Below are 15,676 nucleotides of genomic sequence, written 5' to 3'. Positions count from 1 at the left end.
GCCCCGGAACTCGCCTCGGTCTGAGCACGGTGACGGACTCCACACCCGCGCGCGGTTCCCCGCACCCCCGAAGAGCTCGCCCTCTGCGCCAGAGGCCGAGCCCCGGAGGGGCGCGGGAAACCGCGCGACCGGCCACCCGCCCCGGGGGGGAAGGTCCCCGGACCCGCCCGGAGAGGCAGGGCGCGGGGCCCCCGGAGCACCCGGCTAGGGAATGCGTACCGTCAAAGGCCCGACCGCCAGGTCATACGGCCCCGGCGCCAGCCGCCACGCGCCGTCGGACCACGTCGAGACGGCCCGCCGCGCCAGCGGGACGACGGCCTCGGCCACTTCCCCCGGCCCCGCCGACACCGGCGCGAAGCCGGCCAGGACGGCGGGCGCACCGGCCTCGGACCCGGTCAGGTAGAGCTGGACGACCTCCCGTCCGGCCCGGCGGCCGACGTTGCGGACCCGGACCGTCACCGAGGCCAGCTCCGCCTCGCCGGACCCGGGCAGGGCGATCAGCTCCTCGTACGCCCACGAGGTGTAGCCGAGCCCGTGCCCGAAGGGATACGCCGGGGCGGGGACGCCGGGGCGCCGCCAGGCCCGGTAGCCGACGAGGACCCCTTCGTCGTAGGCCAGTACACCCGCGCGAGGCGTCACCTCGGTGACGGGCGCGTCGGCGAGCCGGACCGGCCAGGTCGTGGGGAGCCGCCCGCCCGGCTCGGTCACGCCGAGCAGGATGTCCGCGAGGGCGGCGCCGCCCTCCTGGCCGGGGAACCAGCACACGAGCACCGCCGCGACCTCGTCGCGCCACGGAAGCTCCACCGGGGCGCCGGAGTTGACGATGACCACGGTCCGCGGGTTGGCCGCGGCGACCCGGGCTACGAGTTCGTCCTGCCGCCCCGGCAGCCGCAGGTCCCGCCGGTCGAAGCCCTCGGACTCGACGCGCTCGGTGGTGCCGACCACCACGACCGCCGTGTACGCGGCCCGCGCCGCCGCGACGGCCTCGGTCAGCAACTCCTCCTCGTCCCGCTCGGGTTCGCCGTGCAGCAGGCTGAACCCGACCGCCGGGACGGGCAGTTCCACGGCCTTGGGCGGCAGGTGCAGCAGGCTCACCGGCACCGGCTCGCCCGCCGCGAGGCGTACCGTGCCGCGCTGCGTCGGCGTACCGAAGAAGGCCTCGAAGGGGTCGCTGTGCGGGTCGAACTGGGGGCCGTCGTAGAGGGTGCGGCCCGCGACGGTGAGGGTGAAGGCGCCGGTTCCGCGGGTGCCGAAGCGGTGGTCGCCGTCGACCGCGGGGGTGAAGGTGCCGCACACCTCGACGGAGTGCAGCTCGTCGTAGTCGACGCCGGGCGGCAGCTCGCCGAACCACTGGAGCTGCCCCGACGGGAGTGCCTCCGAGCCGAGTTCGCGCCCATCGGCGGCTCGGGCCACCGCCCGCAGCGCGAACCCCGCCGCGGCGGGAGCCAGTTCCTCGCTGGGGTCGGCGCCGACCGCATATCCGAGCCGTACGCCTGCGGGCAGCGTGTCCCGCAACGCGTCGAGCAGCGGGACCACGTGCCCGGGGAAGACCTGCGCGGATCCGCCGCCCAGGATGCGCGGTTCGCGCGCCGCGGCGCCGATCAGCGCGACGCCGCCGTGCACGGCTGCGGCGTCCAGCGGCAGGACCGGGGCCTCGTCGCGTATCGCGTTGCGCAGCAGTACGCAGCCGCGGCCCGCGATCTCCCGGGCGAGCGCGTCCCCGTCGACCGCCGCGGGCCGGTCGGCCGGTGCGACGGCGGCGGGCGCGCCGGCCAGCAGCCCGACCCGGGCGGCCAGCCGCAGCACCCGGCGCGCGGCGGCCTCGACCAGCTCCTCCTCGACCTCGCCGGCCCTGACGGCGGCGGCCAGTGCCTCGCCGTAGACGGTGTGCGGCCCGGGCATCGCCAGGTCGAGGCCGCCGCGGATCGCGCCGACGGTGGAGCGGGCGGCCAGCCAGTCGGAGACGACGACCCCGTCGAAGCCCCACTCGCCGCGCAGCACACCGCCGATGAGGTCGGCGTGCTCGGTCATGGCCACGCCGTTCACCGCGTTGTACGCCGCCATGACGCCCCACGGGCGGGCGCCGGTGACGATCGCCTCGAAGGGCGCGAGATACAGCTCGCGCAACGGGCGCGCGGCGATGCGGTTGTCGACGGTGAAGCGGTCGGTCTCCGCCTCGTTGCCGACGAAGTGCTTGACGGTGACGCCGACTCCGCCGTCCTGCACGCCGAGCACATAGCCGGTGCCGATCGCCCCGGTGAGCAGCGGGTCCTCGCTGTACGCCTCGAAGTGCCGCCCGCCCAGCGGGCTGCGGTGCAGGTTGACCGTCGGCGCCAGCAGCACGTGCACGCCCTTGCGGTTCGCCTCCTGGGCCAGCAACCGGCCCGCCCTGCGGGCGAGTTCGGGGTCCCAGGTGGCGGCGAGCGCGGTGGGGCTGGGCAGTGCGACCGACGGGTCGTCGGCCGTCCAGCGTCTGCCGCGTACGCCGATGGGTCCGTCCGACATCACCAGCGAGCGGAGCCCGATGGCCGGGAGCGCGGGCAGCGACCACATGTCGTGCCCGGCCAGCAGCCGTGCCTTGTCATCGAGGCCGAGTGTCCGCAGCGCGGCCTCCACGGCCCGCTCGCGCTCGGCGTCTCCCGTTTCGACCGTCATCGCTCCATGCTGGACCGGAGACGCCCGACTGCCTGCCGTACGGTAGGCATAGTTGCCAATCCGTGATCTTACAGGGGTGGTTGTGCCGAGGACCAGAAGTGATCGCGGTGAACGGCGGGCCGGGATCATCCAGGCGGCGACCGAGGTGATCGGGGAGCGCGGCTATCGCGGTGCCACGCTCGCCGCGGTCGCGGAGCGGGTGGGGCTCACCCAGCAGGGGCTGATGCACCACTTCCCCACCAAGGAGGCGCTGCTGGTCGCGGTGCTCGACGCCCGCGACCAGTGGGACACGGCGTCGGCGGCGCTGCGCGGCCGGGAGTGGCCGCTGGACATCGTCGCCGAGCTGGTCGAGTACAACGCGACCCGGCCGGGCATCGTCCAGGCCTTCACGGTGCTGGTCGGCGACAGCGTGACCGACGGCCATCCGGCGCAGGAGCACTTCCGTGAGCGGTACGCCCGGGTCCGCGCGGGCGGCGCCGACGCGCTGCGGGCGGCGTACGGGGAGAGCCTGCCCGGCGGTCTGACGCCCGAGCGGGCGGCGGCGCTGCTCGCCGCCGTGATGGACGGCCTCCAGATCCAGTGGCTGCTGGACCCGGAGGCCGTCGACATGCCGTCCGCCTTCCGCGACTTCCTGGCCCTGCTGACCCCGCCGCCGGCCGGCCCGCGGTAGCCGCGGCCGGCCGGCGCGGGGCGTCGGGGTCAGACGACGGACAGGGTGACCGCCACATTGCCGCGGGTCGCGTTGGAGTACGGGCACACCTCGTGCGCCCGCTCCACCAGCGCCGCCGCGGCGTCCGCGTCGAGGCCGGGGATCGAGACCTCGATCGCGACGGTGATCCCGTAGGCCTCGCCCTCGGTCTTGCCCAGGCCGACCTTCGTGGTCACCCGGGAGCCGGAGATGTCGGTCTTCGCCATCCGGGCGATCACCGAGAGCGCGCTCTGGAAACAGGCGCTGTAACCGGCGGCGAACAGCTGCTCGGGGTTGGTCCCCGCACCGGTGCCGCCCAGCTCCACGGGCGGGTTGACGATGACATCGAGCTTGCCGTCGTCCGTGGCGACCCGCCCGTCGCGACCGTTCTCTGCGGTGGCGACGGCGGTGTACAGGACGTCTACGAACTGGATGGCCATGAAAGGGTCCTCCTCGGTGGCAGGTCGTCGCGCCTGCGGCATTCGGGTGAAGCCGGGGGCGTGCTCGACCCCGGCGGCTGGTCATTCCGGGAGGGCGACAACCGTCTTCCCGGTGTTCTCTCCGCGCAGCATCCCGAGGAACGCCGCCACGGCCTGGTCGATTCCGGTGACGACGGTCTCGCGGTAGCGCAGCGTCCCGTCCCGCAGCCAGCCCCCCACGTCGCGGACGAAGTCCGGCTTGAGGTCCTGGTGGTCGCGCACCAGGAAGCCGCGCAGCGTGATCCGCCGGCCGACCAGCAGGCCGAGATTGCGCGGCCCGGGCCCGGGCTCGGTGTCGTTGTAGGCGGAGATGGCCCCGCACAGCGCGGCCCGCCCGTGCACCCGCAGCGCGGAGATCGCCGCCTCCAGGTGCTCGCCGCCGACGTTGTCGAAGTAGACGTCGATGCCGTCCGGCGCCGCGTCCTTCAACTGGGCGGCCACCGGGCCGTTCTTGTAGTTGAAGGCGGCGTCGAAGCCGTACTCGTCCACCAGCAGCGCGCACTTCTCGTCGGTGCCGGCGCTGCCGATCACCCGGGCGGCCCCCTTGAGCCTGGCGATCTGGCCCACCTGGTTGCCGACCGCGCCGGCCGCGCCGGAGACGAAGACAGTCTCGCCCGCGGTGAATTCGGCGGCCCGCAGCAGGCCCGCGTAGGCGGTCAGCCCGGTCATGCCGAGCACTCCGAGGTAGGCCGACAGCGGGGCCTGCGCCGGGTCGACGACGGCCGCCTGCGCGGCGTCCACCAGCGCGTACTCGCGCCAGCCGAGCCCGTGCAGCACATGGTCGCCGACCGCGACGCCGTCCGCAGCGGAGGCCACCACCCGGCCGACCGCGCCGCCGAGCATGGGCCGGTCCAGCTCGTAGGGCGGAGCGTAGGACTTCACGTCGTTCATCCGGCCGCGCATATAGGGGTCGACGGACAGGAAGAGGTTGCGCACCAGGATCTGGCCCGGCTCCGGCTCGGGGTTCGGGGTCTCGACCAGCGCGAAGTCCGCCGGCGTGGGCCAGCCGTGCGGCCTGGCGGCCAGCTGCCAGGCACGGCCGGTGGGCGTACTCGTGGACATGAGGCGATCCGTCTCCTTCCGCCACAGCGTCACCGTGGCAAAGATCCAGGCACTCAATTAACCATGGATCACCGGGATCGGGGGCCGCATTGGGGCCGGTGGCAACGCCGCCCTACTGGCACCACCACAGCACCCGCCTGCACGTCGGCGAGGGCGGCGGGGGCGGTGTGCGGGTCGGCTCCGGCACCGCGCTCGGCGGGGCGCTGCCGGGAGTGGCCGGCGCGCTCGCGGCAGCCGTGGGCGGGGCCGTGGCGGCGGACCGGGTCGGCGTCGCGCCCGCGGGGGTGCCCGGGGTGGCGGTCGGGCTCCGCGCGGGGTGCGGGCCGCTCGCGGGGGCGCCGCTCGTGCGCGGCCCGGCGGATCCGCCGGCGGCGCCGGCGGCGTCCGGCGCGGCGGTGCCGGCCGGCGCGTGCGTGACATCGGTCACGGGCGGCTCCGCGGGTTCCGTACCGCCGGAGGCGCCGCCGGACAGCGCGGCCATCGAGAACATCGCCATCGCCCCGGCCACCGCCACCAGTCCGATCCCGTACACGGCGGTCCGCTGGTGCCGCCCGCGGGCCTGGCGGCGCTGCCTGCCGCGGGCCGCCGCCCGCCCGCCGCCGGGCCGCGGTGGATCACCGGCGGCGGCGTGCCGGCTGATCAGGGGCAGGTGCGCGGTCTCGCCGACCTGCGGCGTTCTCAGCTGGTCGGCGGCCGTGCCGCACCCCGGGCAGGAGCAGGCGCCGTTGAGGTGCCGGCGGCACGTGTGGCAGTAGTCCATGGCGCAACGGACCCTGTGGGACGCCTGTGGCGCGGGGGAAACCCGACCTGCCGATTGCCGTTGCTTTGCCAGGAAATTCCCTCGCACCCCAAATCGACGCAGGTGGGAACCTTGACGGCACCCCGGTGCACGCCCTGTAATAAGGCTGCCCTAACCTGGATAAGGACTGCCTTACCTTACGATCACGGCCTCACGACAGCACCGCACCGCGCCCCACGACCCCGGCCACGACCGCACCTCACGGCCACTCCCGCGTCCGAAGGACCCCCATGCTCCCCACGTTCGTCATCGGCTTCCGCGAAGGTCTGGAGGCTGCCCTCATCGTGGGCATCATCGCCTCCTTTCTCGGCCAGCAGGGCCGCCGGGACGCGCTGAAGAAGGTGTGGCTCGGGGTCGCTGTCGCGGTGGCGATCTGCGTCGCGGTCGCCATCGCGCTCCAGGTCTACTCCAGCGACCTGCCGCAGAAGCAGCAGGAGCAGCTGGAGACGGTGGTCGGCGTCATCGCCGTGCTGATGGTCAGCTACATGGTGCTGTGGATGAAGCGCCACTCCCGCGACCTGCGCAAGGACCTGGAGGGCGCGGCCGGCCGCGCGCTGTCCGAGGGCTCCGCGTCGGCGCTGGTGCTGATGGCCTTCCTGGCCGTGCTGCGCGAGGGCTTCGAGACCGCGGTCTTCCTGCTGGCCACCTTCAACGAGAGCGACAACCCGGCCTACGGCGGCACCGGAGCCGGGCTCGGCATCCTTTTGGCCGCCGTGGTCGGCTACGGCATCTACCGCGGCGGTGTGAAGCTCAACCTCTCCCGCTTCTTCCGGGCCACCGGCGTCGTCCTGGTGCTGGTCGCGGCCGGCCTGGTGGCCACCGCGCTGATGACCGCCGCCGAGGGCGGCTGGCTGGAGCAGGGCACCCGGGCCTTCGACCTGTCCTGGCTGGTGCGTCCCGGCACCCCGGCCTCCTCCGTGGTCACCGGCGTACTCGGCATCCAGCCGTACCCCGACTGGACGATGGTCACCGGTTGGCTGGTCTACGCCGTCCCGATGGCCGCCGTCGTGCTGTGGCCGGCCCGTCCGCGCAAGGCCCGCCTCCCGCAGCCCGCCACCGACTGACCCGCAGCGCGCCGTCCCGCACGTCCCCTACGTACGCACACCCCAACAGGAGCTGACCGTGAACCCCCGAGCCACCCACCGCCGCACACTGGCCTGCGCGGCCACCGTGATCACCGCGGGCCTGCTGCTGACCGCCTGCGGCGGCGACAAGGACGACTCGAAGGGCTCCGCGCCGGCCGACGCCAAGAACGCCGGCGCCAAGTCCTCGACCGTCACCATCGGCATCAGCGACAAGGGCTGCGCGCCGACCCCGGCCACCGCGCCCGCGGGCACGGTGAAGTTCGACGTCAGCAACAAGGGCTCCGCGAAGGTCACCGAGGCCGAACTGCTGGACGGCGGCAAGATCCTGGGCGAGAAGGAGAACCTGACGCCCGGCCTGTCCGGCGACTTCACCCTCACCCTGGACGCCGGCACCTACCAGGTCTACTGCCCGGGCGCGAAGACCGAGAAGACCGACTTCAAGGTCACCGGCGCCGCGAAGAAGTCCTGGAAGGACGACCCCCAGCTGGTCACCGCCACCCAGCAGTACGCGACCTGGGTCACCGGCGAGGTCAAGGAACTGGTCACCGGCACCGACGCGTTCACCGCCGCGGTCAAGGCCGGCAAGACCGACCAGGCCAAGACGCTCTACGGCAAGGCGCGCGTCCACTACGAGCGCATCGAGTCCACCGCCGAGGTCTGGGGCGACATCGACGGCCGCATCGACGGCCGGATCGACGACGCGCCGAGCCCCGCCGACTTCACCGGCTTCCACCGCATCGAGCAGGAGCTGTGGACGAAGAACTCCACCGCCGGACTCGGCGCGCTCGCCGACCAGTTGAGCACCGACGTGCACGAGCTGTACACCAAGGTGCAGACCGTGGAATACCAGCCGGCCGCGATCGCCAACGGCGCCACCGACCTGGTCAACGAGATCCAGTCCTCCAAGATCACCGGTGAGGAGGAGCGCTACTCGCACATCGACCTGCTCGACTTCGACGGCAACCTGGCCGGCGCGAACAAGGCGGTCGGCGTGCTCCTGCCGGCGCTCACGGCGAAGGACCCGGCGCTCGCCACGACCGTCGCCCAGCGCTACCAGGCGACCGCCGACGCGCTCAAGGCGTACGCGGCCACGCCCGGTTACGAGGACAGCGGCTACGTCGACTACAGCAAGGTCACCGCGGACCAGCGCCGCGTCCTGGCCCAGGCCGTCGACGCCTACGCCGAGTCGGTGTCCAAGATCGCCGGAAAGATCGCCTGACCCATGACCGCCGCCCACGACCCCGCACAGGACCCGGACCGCGCCTCCGTCGAGGACGGCACTCCTGACATCACCCCGGACCAGGCGCCGCGCGGACAAGGCCCCGCGCCGGCCGCCGTCAGCAGGCGACGGCTGCTCGGGGCGGTCGGGGCAGGGGCGGCGGTCGCCGGTGCCGCCCTCGGAGCGGGCGGCACCGCGCTGGCCCACCGCGACAGCGACTCCGGCAGCGGCAGCGGGACCGCGGGCGCCACGGCCGCCACCGTCGACTTCCGCGGCGGCCACCAGGCGGGCATCGCCACCCCGTCCCAGGACCGGCTGTGCTTCGCGACCTTCGACGTGGCGCCGGCCGCGACCCGCGCCGACCTGGCCGCGCTGCTCACCACCTGGACGGCCGCGGCCGAGGCGATGACCCTGGGCCACCCGGTGCCGGGGGACGAGGGCGACCTCAACACCCCGCCGGACGACACCGGCGAGGCGGCCGACCTGACCCCGGGCCGGCTCACGATCACCATCGGCTACGGGCCCGCGCTCTTCGACGACCGCTTCGGCCTCGCCGCCCGCCGCCCGAGCGCGCTGCGGACGCTGCCGCCGCTGCCGGGCGAGAACCTGGACCCGGCGGTCACCGGCGGCGACCTGTGCGTCCAGGCCTGCGCCGACGACCCCCAGGTCGCCTTCCACGCGGTACGCAACCTGCGCAGGCTCGGCTTCGGCACCGTCCTGCCGCGCTGGATGGAACTGGGCTTCGGGCGCACCTCGTCCACCTCCCCGCAGCAGGCCACCCCGCGCAACCTGATGGGCTTCAAGGACGGCACCCGCAACATCGACGCCCGCGACGAGGCCGTGATGGGGCAGCACGTCTGGATCGGCGCCGAGGAGCCGCAGCGCTGGGTGCGCGGCGGCGCGTACCTGGTGAGCCGCAAGATCCGGATGCGGATGGAGCAGTGGGACCGCGACCGGCTCGGCGACCAGCAGGACGTCTTCGGCCGCTACAAGACCAGCGGTGCCCCGCTGACCGGCCACAGCGAGTTCGACACCCCGGACTTCGCCGCGAAGTCCGGCGGGGAGTACGTCATCCCGGACCGGGCGCACATCCGGCTGGCCTCGCCCGAGCACAACAAGGGCCTGCGCATCCTGCGCCGCGGCTACTCCTACACCGACGGCATCGACGCGGAGACCGGCGACCTGCTGGGCGGGCTGTTCTTCATCGCGTTCATGAACAGCCCGGACCGCTTCGTCACCCTCCAGCGGGTGCTGGGCGCGCACGACTCGCTCAACGAGTACATCCAGCACATCGGCAGCGGTGTCTTCGTCGCGCCGCCGGGACTGGCGGCAGGGCAGGACTGGGGCCGCCAGCTCTTCGGCTGAGGCCCTGCCGCCCGCTCACCCCGGCCGGCCCGGCGGTCCACTCCCCGGCAGGCTCACCGGTCAGCCCGAGGAGCAGACCGAGGTGAGCGGGACCTTGCCGGCGCTCCGGCTGGTCCTGTCGAGGGAGCCGAGCTGCTCGGTGAGGGTCGCGGGGTCGGCGAGGAAGCGCAGGACGGCGCGGGCGAAGGCGTCCCGCAGCGTGGGCGGCATCGCGTCGGAGGCGTCGTAGCAGCGGACCGCCTTCGGGTCGCGCAGGGTGCGGACGATCTGCCGCTCGTTGGGGTCGGTCCGCGGGTCGGCCAGCACGGTGTGCTCGACGGAGAAGCCGGACTGCGTACTGGCCCAGGCGCGTTGGGCCTCGTCGGAGGCGAGGTAGCCGATGAGCTTTCGGGACTGCGGGGTGCTGTGCAGGAGGGCGGCGAGGTCGCCGGAGACCTCCCAGCGGTTGCTGCCGGCCGCGGCGCCCGGGATGACGTCGGCGGAGGGGACGTACGCCGCCCCGGTCTTCGTCCAGGCTCCGCTGCCGCGGGCGAAGGACGACTGGTGCTCCAGCCGGCAGGCCGGCGGCTTCTGGAGCACACCGTCGGCGGCGTCCCCGAAGCTCCTCCCCAGGGCGCTTCCGGCGGCGGCCCGCCCCGCCCCGACCAGGTCCCCCCAGGTCGTCCAGGCCCGGCGGACCCTGTCATCGGTCCACGGCAGGCTGCCCGCCACCCACTTGCTGTACGTGGCCGGGTCGGTCTGCTGGAGCAGGATGTCCTCGATCCAGTCCGAGCCCGGCCAGCCCGACGTGGCGTCGGCGCCCATGCCCAGGCACCACGAGGCGGGGCTCTTGGCGGCCCGCTCCACGGCGCCGGTGTCCAGCGCCCGCGGGTGCCACACCATGCTCTTGAGGTCGGTCTTGATCGGCAGCCAGTAGGTGTGGCCCTTGACCGGGGTGACCCAGGCCGAGGCGAAGTCGGCCGGGCGCACCATGTCGTCGAGCGGGGTGAGCATGCCCCTGACCGCGTATCCGGCGAGTTCGCCTGGGCCCGGCAGGACGGCGACGTCCGGCGGCGTACCGGATTCGACGTCGGCGGCCAGCACCTCGCTCTCGGCCGAACTGCCCTGGTAGACCACGTGGATGCGGTATTCGTGCTCGAACCGGTCGATGACCTTCTGCTGGAACTGGTCCTGCTCCGTACCCGTCCAGTTGGCCAGCAGGGTGACCGAGCCGTTCCAGCCGGCGGCCCGGACGGCGACCACGCCCCCGCCGGCCAGCAGCGCGAGGGACAGCCCGAGCACCCCGAGCGTGCGGGGCCGCGGCCACCGCAGGGCGATGACCCTGACCCGGTATTCGTTGATCCGCGGTTGCAGGGCCTGCAGGACGAGTCCCGCCAGCAGCAGGCCGCCCACGAGGATCCAGTCGGCCGCCGCCGCCCGGAAACCGGTGCCCGCCAGCCGTCCGGAGACCCTGGCCCCGGCCCTGGGTATCGCGTCGCCGGTCAGTGAACCGGACAGCACCGCACGGGAGCCGGCCATCTCGGAGTGGGTCAGCGCGGTGAAGACGACGAGGACGGCGGCGCCGGCGACCAGCAGCAGCGCGGCGCCGGCGACCGCGGGATTCCACCGCCGCCGGAAGCGTCCGGCGAGGAAGCGGTGCGTCTCGGTGAGCAGCACGAGCAGCGCCAGGGCCAGGGCGAGGGCGAGGGTCCACTCCAGCCACAGCAGCGGCCCGAAGTCGGTCTGCCCGCGCACCGCCCTCTGCTGCGCGGCTTGCAGGTCCCTGAGCCGGCCCAGCACGGTGGCGTCCGCGGCGGGACCGGTGGCGGTGGTGCCGAGCACGCTGCGGGCGTAGTCCAGGTAGGCGGTACGCAGCGCGCCGGACCTGGCGGCGGGGCTGCGGCCCGGGCCTGCGGAGGCGGGTGGGGCCTGAACGGCGGTGGCCTGCGCCTGGGCGGCGGTGGGCTGGCCCGCGGCGTCCTCGATCCAGCCCGAGTAGGTGGTGATCAGCCCGGTCACCGTCTGGAGGGTCTGGCGGCCGGTGAGCCCGGTGACGTCGGCGGCGGCGGCGCGCGCGAGGCTCTGGTTGGCCACCGAGAGCCGGGTGTGGAAGTCGCCCGTGGTGCCCTCGCCGCGCTCGACGCCCTGCTGGGCCCGGGCCAGCGCGTCCATCGCGGTGTCCACGGCCAGCACACCGGGGGCGCCGGCCGACCGCAGGGGCACCGCGTCGGCGTGCACCCCGCGGTAGGCGTGGAAGAGCGACGCGGTCGTCAGGGCGACCAGTACCAGCAACAGCAGCCTGCGCCGGGTCAGTTCGCGGAGGGTGCCGCTCGGTTCCGGCGCCGCGGCGGGCCGGGCCGGTGCCGTCCGTTCGCTCACGACTCCCCCAGGGTCCGGCCGCAGCGCGGGCAGAAGCGGGCCTTGACCGGGACGCGCCGGCCGCACGCCGGGCAGGGCGCCAGGACCGCGCCGGGCTGCGTCCCCGGGTCGGGCGCGGGGCCGCCGGGCTCGGGTCCGTAGGTGCTGTGGCTGCTGGCGGTGATGAGGTGCTGGAAGTCCACCGGCTTGATGTCCCTGCGCAGCGACACCTGGCCCGCGGCGGCGTCGTGGATCTCCACCAGCCGCCGCAGCTCGGCCAGTTGGCGCCGGGCGCCGGCCCGGTGGGCGAGTCCGACGGCCCTGCCGAGGTGTTCCGCGGCCCGGTCCGGCGCTCTGCGCTGGTAGGCGTCCGCCGCGTCCGCCACCGCCTGGCCAAGCTGTTCGTAGAGCTGGAAGTGCAGCACCTGCTCGTCGGTCACCCCGGACAGCACCGGGTCGTCGGTCCAGTGCACCACCAGCGGCACGGGGTCCGGCGGCGGGACCGGGGTGCCGGCGGGGGTGCGTACGCCGATCTCGGCGGCCAGCAACTCCTCGCCGTGCAGCTGGCCTTCGGGGTCGACGGTGACGCAGACGTGGTAGCGCCGCAGCTCGTTGCCCCAGGCCCGGGTGAGGTAGGTGCCGGGCTCCGCGGCCTGCGCCGTCAGGGGTGCCTCGGTGGGGAAGGTCTGCCGGACGTACCGCAGCCGGCTGCCGGGCAGGGTCCCTACGGTGAGGGTCAGTTCCGGCACCGCCTTGGCGAGCAGGCCGCGCACCAGCTGCTCGTACGCCCCGACGAGCGCGGACTCCTCGCGTACGGCGTCGGCACCGCCGTGCAGGGCGCCGGCCACCTGGAGCAGCAGCCGGGCGTCCCAGTCCTCGCCGATGCCCCAGGCGTCGCAGACGAACTGCCCCGCGACGGCGGCCAGGACGTCGGCGAGCGGCCGGAAGTGGTCGTGCTCGTTGCGCCCGTCGGTGAGTACCAGCACATGCCGGATCGGCGCCGGCTGCCCGCCGAGCAGCCGCCCGGACAGGTCGAGCCAGCTGCCCACGCACGTGCCGCCGGCCGCGACCATGCCGTGCACGGCCGCCTCGGCCGCGGCCCGGGTGGCGGCGTCGGCGACCGCCATCGCCCGTTCGCCGTCCGGCGGATAGGCGGTGACGGCGCGGTGGGTACCCGCGACGACGGCGAAGGGCGTGCCGTCCGGGAGCAGCTGCAACGCGGCGACGGCGGCGTTCTTGGCCGCCCTGAACTTCTCCTCCGGGCGCTCCATCGAGCTGGAGCAGTCGATCACCAGGACCTCGGCGAGCGCGGGGCCGGGCGCCGCGCCCTCCGCGCCGCTGACCTCGACGGTCACGATGGCGTGCAGGTCCTTCTCGCCCGCGCCTGCGGGGAGGTACTTCTGCTGGCTGACCGCGAGGCCGATCGTGGTGTCCATGGTGCTCGTGACTCCTCACCGCTGAGCTGTGGCTGCCGTCGTGCGGGTGGTGCTCGGGTGCGCGTCGGGGGCGGTCAGAACCGGCTCTCCGGGCGTACGGCGTAGGCGCGGTCGAGCAGCTCCGCGCGTTCTGCGGCCGGTGCCTGGCCGGCCAGGGTGCGCAGCGAACCGTGCAGCAGCCGGGCCAGCGCCCGCCGGTCGGCGGCGCCCTCGAACAGCTCGCCGGGCGGCAGCGGCGGGAAGGCGGTGCCGTGCGCGGGTGCGTGACCGGCACCGGGCGTTCCGGGGCCGCCCGGGGGTTCCCGGCCGCCGTCCGGCCCTTCCGTGCCCTGGCCGGGGGTCAGGGCAAGTGCGAGCCGGCTGCGCCAGCGCGCGGGCCGGGCCGGGGCCGGGTACCCCGCCAGCACGTTCTCGCGGATCTCGGCGGTCAGCCGGTCCCTGGCGTCGTCGTGCGGCAGTTCCGCCAGCCGGCCGGCGGCCCGCGCGAGGTCCGCGCGCGAGGGGGCGGTGCCGGCGACCCGCCCGGTGAGGACCCGCAGCGCCGCGATCCGGGCCACGTCGTAGTTGCGGGAGATCGTCGGCACCTGGTCGAGCACCCGGACCGCGTCCGCCCGGTCGCCGTGCAGCAGCCGCAGCCTGGCCAGTCCGAAGGCCGCGCTGGTGTGCGAGCGGTCCCGCTCCCAGACGGCCCGGTAGTAGGCCTCGGCCTCCGCTTCGGCCTCCCGCGCCTCGGCCGCCGCCTCCGCGGCCGTCCCCGCCGCGCCGGCCGTCGCCGTGCTGTCCGTCCCCGGCGCCGTCGCCGCCGTCCGGCCGCGCAGGAATTCCGAGCAGTAGCCCAGCGCCAGCTTCGGCGCCCACTCGCCCGGCACCGTCGCGTAGACGGCGGCGAATTCGCCCTGCGCCTCCTTGACCCGGCCGCGCATCAGATGCAGCAGCCCGCGGTGCCACGGCGGACGCCAGTCGTAGCCGGCGACGTCGGGTCCCATCAGCCGGACGGCCTCGCCGAGCCAGTGCCCGGCCGCCTCACGGGCCGGCTCCCCCGCCTCGCCCGGCTCGCCGGCCAGCAAGTACGACCGGCACAGCCACAGCGCGACCTCGACGGTCCGCAGGGCGGGGTCGTCGCGCAGGCGTTCCGCCGTGCGGTCGGGCGCGTCGCCTGCCAGGTCGCCGAGCAGCACCGCCGCCGGGTCGTCCGGGTCGGCGACCGGCCCCGGCAGCGCGCGGGCGGTCTCCTGCGGGCTGGGCGCGCCGGTGGCCAGGTCGGGCGGGGCCACACCCTCGGGCCGCAGCGTCCAGTGGGAGAGCGCGGGGACCGTTCCGAGGGCGGCGCCGAAGACGACGGCGGTCGGCTCGAAGCGGGTGGACTTCTCCGGGTAGCGCTCGCCGCGGGCCAGCGCCCGGTGCTCGCGCAGCACCTCCCATAGCTGGCGGGACATCTGCGCGGCGGAGGTGAAGCGGGCGGCGGGCTCGTCGTGGGTGGCCCGGCCGATCAGCCGGTCGAAGGAGCGGGCGGCGAGCCCGGCGGGCTCCTGCGCGCGGGCCGCGAGCGCCGCCAGCGTGCGGCCGACGGTGAAGAGGTCGGTGTCGACCTGGAAGCCGCGCTCGTCGCGCTCCCGCTTCTGCGGGGCGAACCGCGGGGTGTAGACCAGGGCGCTGGTCCGGTCGTCGATGCGGCGAACTGCGCCGAGGTCGATGACCTTGACCTGCTGGCCGTAGTGGATGACGTTGTCCGGCTTCATGTCGCAGTAGAGCAGCCGCTGGCCGTGCAGATACTCCAGGGCGCCGAGGATCCTGCAGCCGTAGGTGACGACGTGGTCGAGCGCGAAGGGGCCGCCGAACAGCCGGGTCAGCTCCTCGTCGGAGGCCAGCAGCAGCTGGTCGAGCGGCCGGCCCGCGACGTATTCCATGACGATGTAGTCGGTGGGGCCGGTGTCGCCCTCGACCTGGTGCTGCTTGGAGGCGATGATCCCGACGATGTCCGGGTGGTGCAGGGTGGTCAGCGAGCGGCGTTCCTCGACGGCCTTGCGGCGGGCCGCCGCGTCCTGGGTGTTGATCTGCGTCTTGAGCACGACCCGGTGGCCCGGCAGGTCGAGGTCCTCCGCGAGGTAGACCCAGCCGGTGCCGCCGGGCGAGAGATACCCCAGCACCTTGTACTGCCCCGCGACCACGTCGCCAGGGCCGAGCTGCGGGCGGAAGGAGTAACGCGTACCGCAGACCGGGCAGTAGCCCTCGTCCGGGGCGGGCTCGTCGTCGTAGGACAGCCCGATGGTGCCGGTGCAGTCCGGCACACCGCAGCGGCGGCCGCCCTCGGGGCGGCGGGCCACCGAGCGGACGACGTCCTTGTCGGCGGGGCGCGGGACGCTGGGCAGTTGGACCAGGCCGTCGCGGTCCAGGGCGCCGGCGGGGTCGGACGGGCGGGACGCGGCCTGCGGGTCGGCCGCGGCGTCGGCGGGGGCGGCGCGCGGCCCCCCCCCCCCCCCCCCCCCCGGCGGCCCCCGCGCCGGGTGGCGATGACCGTGTCGTGGTAGCGCTGCCACAGCGCGGGGTTGTT

General features: G+C 74.7%; 11 protein-coding genes. 4 read left to right on the top strand and 7 right to left on the bottom strand.

Annotated elements, in window-relative coordinates:
* Window positions 1–204: 204 nt before the first annotated feature.
* Window positions 205–2,655, bottom strand: a complete 2,451-nt coding sequence (locus V7E46_RS26440) for a beta-glucosidase family protein (RefSeq protein WP_333770750.1) — start codon at window positions 2,653–2,655, stop codon at window positions 205–207.
* A gap of 82 nt (window positions 2,656–2,737) precedes the next feature.
* Here V7E46_RS26440 and V7E46_RS26435 point away from each other — a divergent pair, with 82 nt between their 5' ends.
* A complete protein-coding gene (locus V7E46_RS26435; protein ID WP_333770749.1) occupies window positions 2,738–3,325 on the top strand; it encodes a TetR/AcrR family transcriptional regulator in 588 nt (195 codons plus the stop codon).
* A 29-nt stretch (window positions 3,326–3,354) separates the two neighbouring features.
* Here the strand turns inward: V7E46_RS26435 and V7E46_RS26430 are convergent, their stop codons facing one another.
* The 3 genes from V7E46_RS26430 to V7E46_RS33995 form a co-directional block, all read right to left on the bottom strand.
* Complete coding sequence (locus tag V7E46_RS26430) at window positions 3,355–3,783, bottom strand: organic hydroperoxide resistance protein (protein WP_329179256.1); 429 nt, start codon at window positions 3,781–3,783, stop codon at window positions 3,355–3,357.
* Window positions 3,784–3,864: 81 nt separating this feature from the next.
* The gene (locus V7E46_RS26425) at window positions 3,865–4,884 is read right to left on the bottom strand and encodes an NADP-dependent oxidoreductase (protein ID WP_333770748.1); all 1,020 of its coding nucleotides are present in this window, start codon (window positions 4,882–4,884) and stop codon (window positions 3,865–3,867) included.
* A gap of 112 nt (window positions 4,885–4,996) precedes the next feature.
* Window positions 4,997–5,644 carry an SCO2400 family protein gene (locus tag V7E46_RS33995; protein WP_443054355.1) on the bottom strand — a complete coding sequence of 216 codons (648 nt, stop codon included), beginning with the start codon at window positions 5,642–5,644 and terminating at the stop codon, window positions 4,997–4,999.
* 269 nt (window positions 5,645–5,913) lie between these two features.
* Between V7E46_RS33995 and efeU the strand changes: the two genes are divergently transcribed.
* The 3 genes from efeU to efeB are packed head-to-tail and all read left to right on the top strand — an operon-like array spanning window position 5,914 to window position 9,352.
* Entirely contained in the window at window positions 5,914–6,747 is an 834-nt protein-coding gene (efeU, locus tag V7E46_RS26415; protein WP_333770746.1) for an iron uptake transporter permease EfeU, read from the top strand.
* Between the two features lie 58 nt (window positions 6,748–6,805).
* The gene (gene efeO / locus V7E46_RS26410; RefSeq protein ID WP_333770745.1) at window positions 6,806–7,987 is read left to right on the top strand and encodes an iron uptake system protein EfeO; all 1,182 of its coding nucleotides are present in this window, start codon (window positions 6,806–6,808) and stop codon (window positions 7,985–7,987) included.
* A 3-nt stretch (window positions 7,988–7,990) separates the two neighbouring features.
* Window positions 7,991–9,352: an iron uptake transporter deferrochelatase/peroxidase subunit gene (efeB, locus tag V7E46_RS26405; protein WP_333770744.1), complete on the top strand. Its 1,362-nt coding sequence runs from the start codon at window positions 7,991–7,993 to the stop codon at window positions 9,350–9,352.
* 60 nt (window positions 9,353–9,412) lie between these two features.
* Here the strand turns inward: efeB and V7E46_RS26400 are convergent, their stop codons facing one another.
* The 3 genes from V7E46_RS26400 to V7E46_RS26390 form a co-directional block, all read right to left on the bottom strand.
* On the bottom strand, window positions 9,413–11,710 hold the full coding sequence (locus V7E46_RS26400) for an ABC transporter substrate-binding protein (RefSeq protein ID WP_333770743.1): 2,298 nt from the start codon (window positions 11,708–11,710) through the stop codon (window positions 9,413–9,415).
* Window positions 11,707–13,125, bottom strand: coding sequence for a VWA domain-containing protein (locus V7E46_RS26395; protein ID WP_333770742.1), 1,419 nt, complete (start codon window positions 13,123–13,125; stop codon window positions 11,707–11,709). The genes V7E46_RS26400 and V7E46_RS26395 overlap by 4 nt, the downstream gene beginning before the upstream one ends.
* A gap of 74 nt (window positions 13,126–13,199) precedes the next feature.
* Window positions 13,200–15,662: a tetratricopeptide repeat protein gene (locus V7E46_RS26390; protein WP_333770741.1), complete on the bottom strand. Its 2,463-nt coding sequence runs from the start codon at window positions 15,660–15,662 to the stop codon at window positions 13,200–13,202.
* Between the last annotated feature and the right edge of the window lie 14 nt (window positions 15,663–15,676).

The organism is Streptomyces sp. IBSBF 2435 (assembly GCF_036815005.1).
GTDB lineage: Bacteria > Actinomycetota > Actinomycetes > Streptomycetales > Streptomycetaceae > Actinacidiphila.
Note: the sequence above shows the minus strand (reverse complement) of the source record. Positions and strands in the feature narration are given on the sequence as shown.

Bases quoted from the DNA above. Each gene is read 5' to 3' on its own strand.
- V7E46_RS26440 (WP_333770750.1), bottom strand. From the start codon at position 2,655: ATGACGGTCGAAACGGGAGACGCCGAGCGCGAGCGGGCCGTGGAGGCC.
- V7E46_RS26430 (WP_329179256.1), bottom strand. From the start codon at position 3,783: ATGGCCATCCAGTTCGTAGACGTCCTGTACACCGCCGTCGCCACCGCA.
- V7E46_RS26425 (WP_333770748.1), bottom strand. From the start codon at position 4,884: ATGTCCACGAGTACGCCCACCGGCCGTGCCTGGCAGCTGGCCGCCAGG.
- V7E46_RS33995 (WP_443054355.1), bottom strand. From the start codon at position 5,644: ATGGACTACTGCCACACGTGCCGCCGGCACCTCAACGGCGCCTGCTCC.
- efeU (WP_333770746.1), top strand. From the start codon at position 5,914: ATGCTCCCCACGTTCGTCATCGGCTTCCGCGAAGGTCTGGAGGCTGCC.
- efeB (WP_333770744.1), top strand. From the start codon at position 7,991: ATGACCGCCGCCCACGACCCCGCACAGGACCCGGACCGCGCCTCCGTC.
- V7E46_RS26395 (WP_333770742.1), bottom strand. From the start codon at position 13,125: ATGGACACCACGATCGGCCTCGCGGTCAGCCAGCAGAAGTACCTCCCC.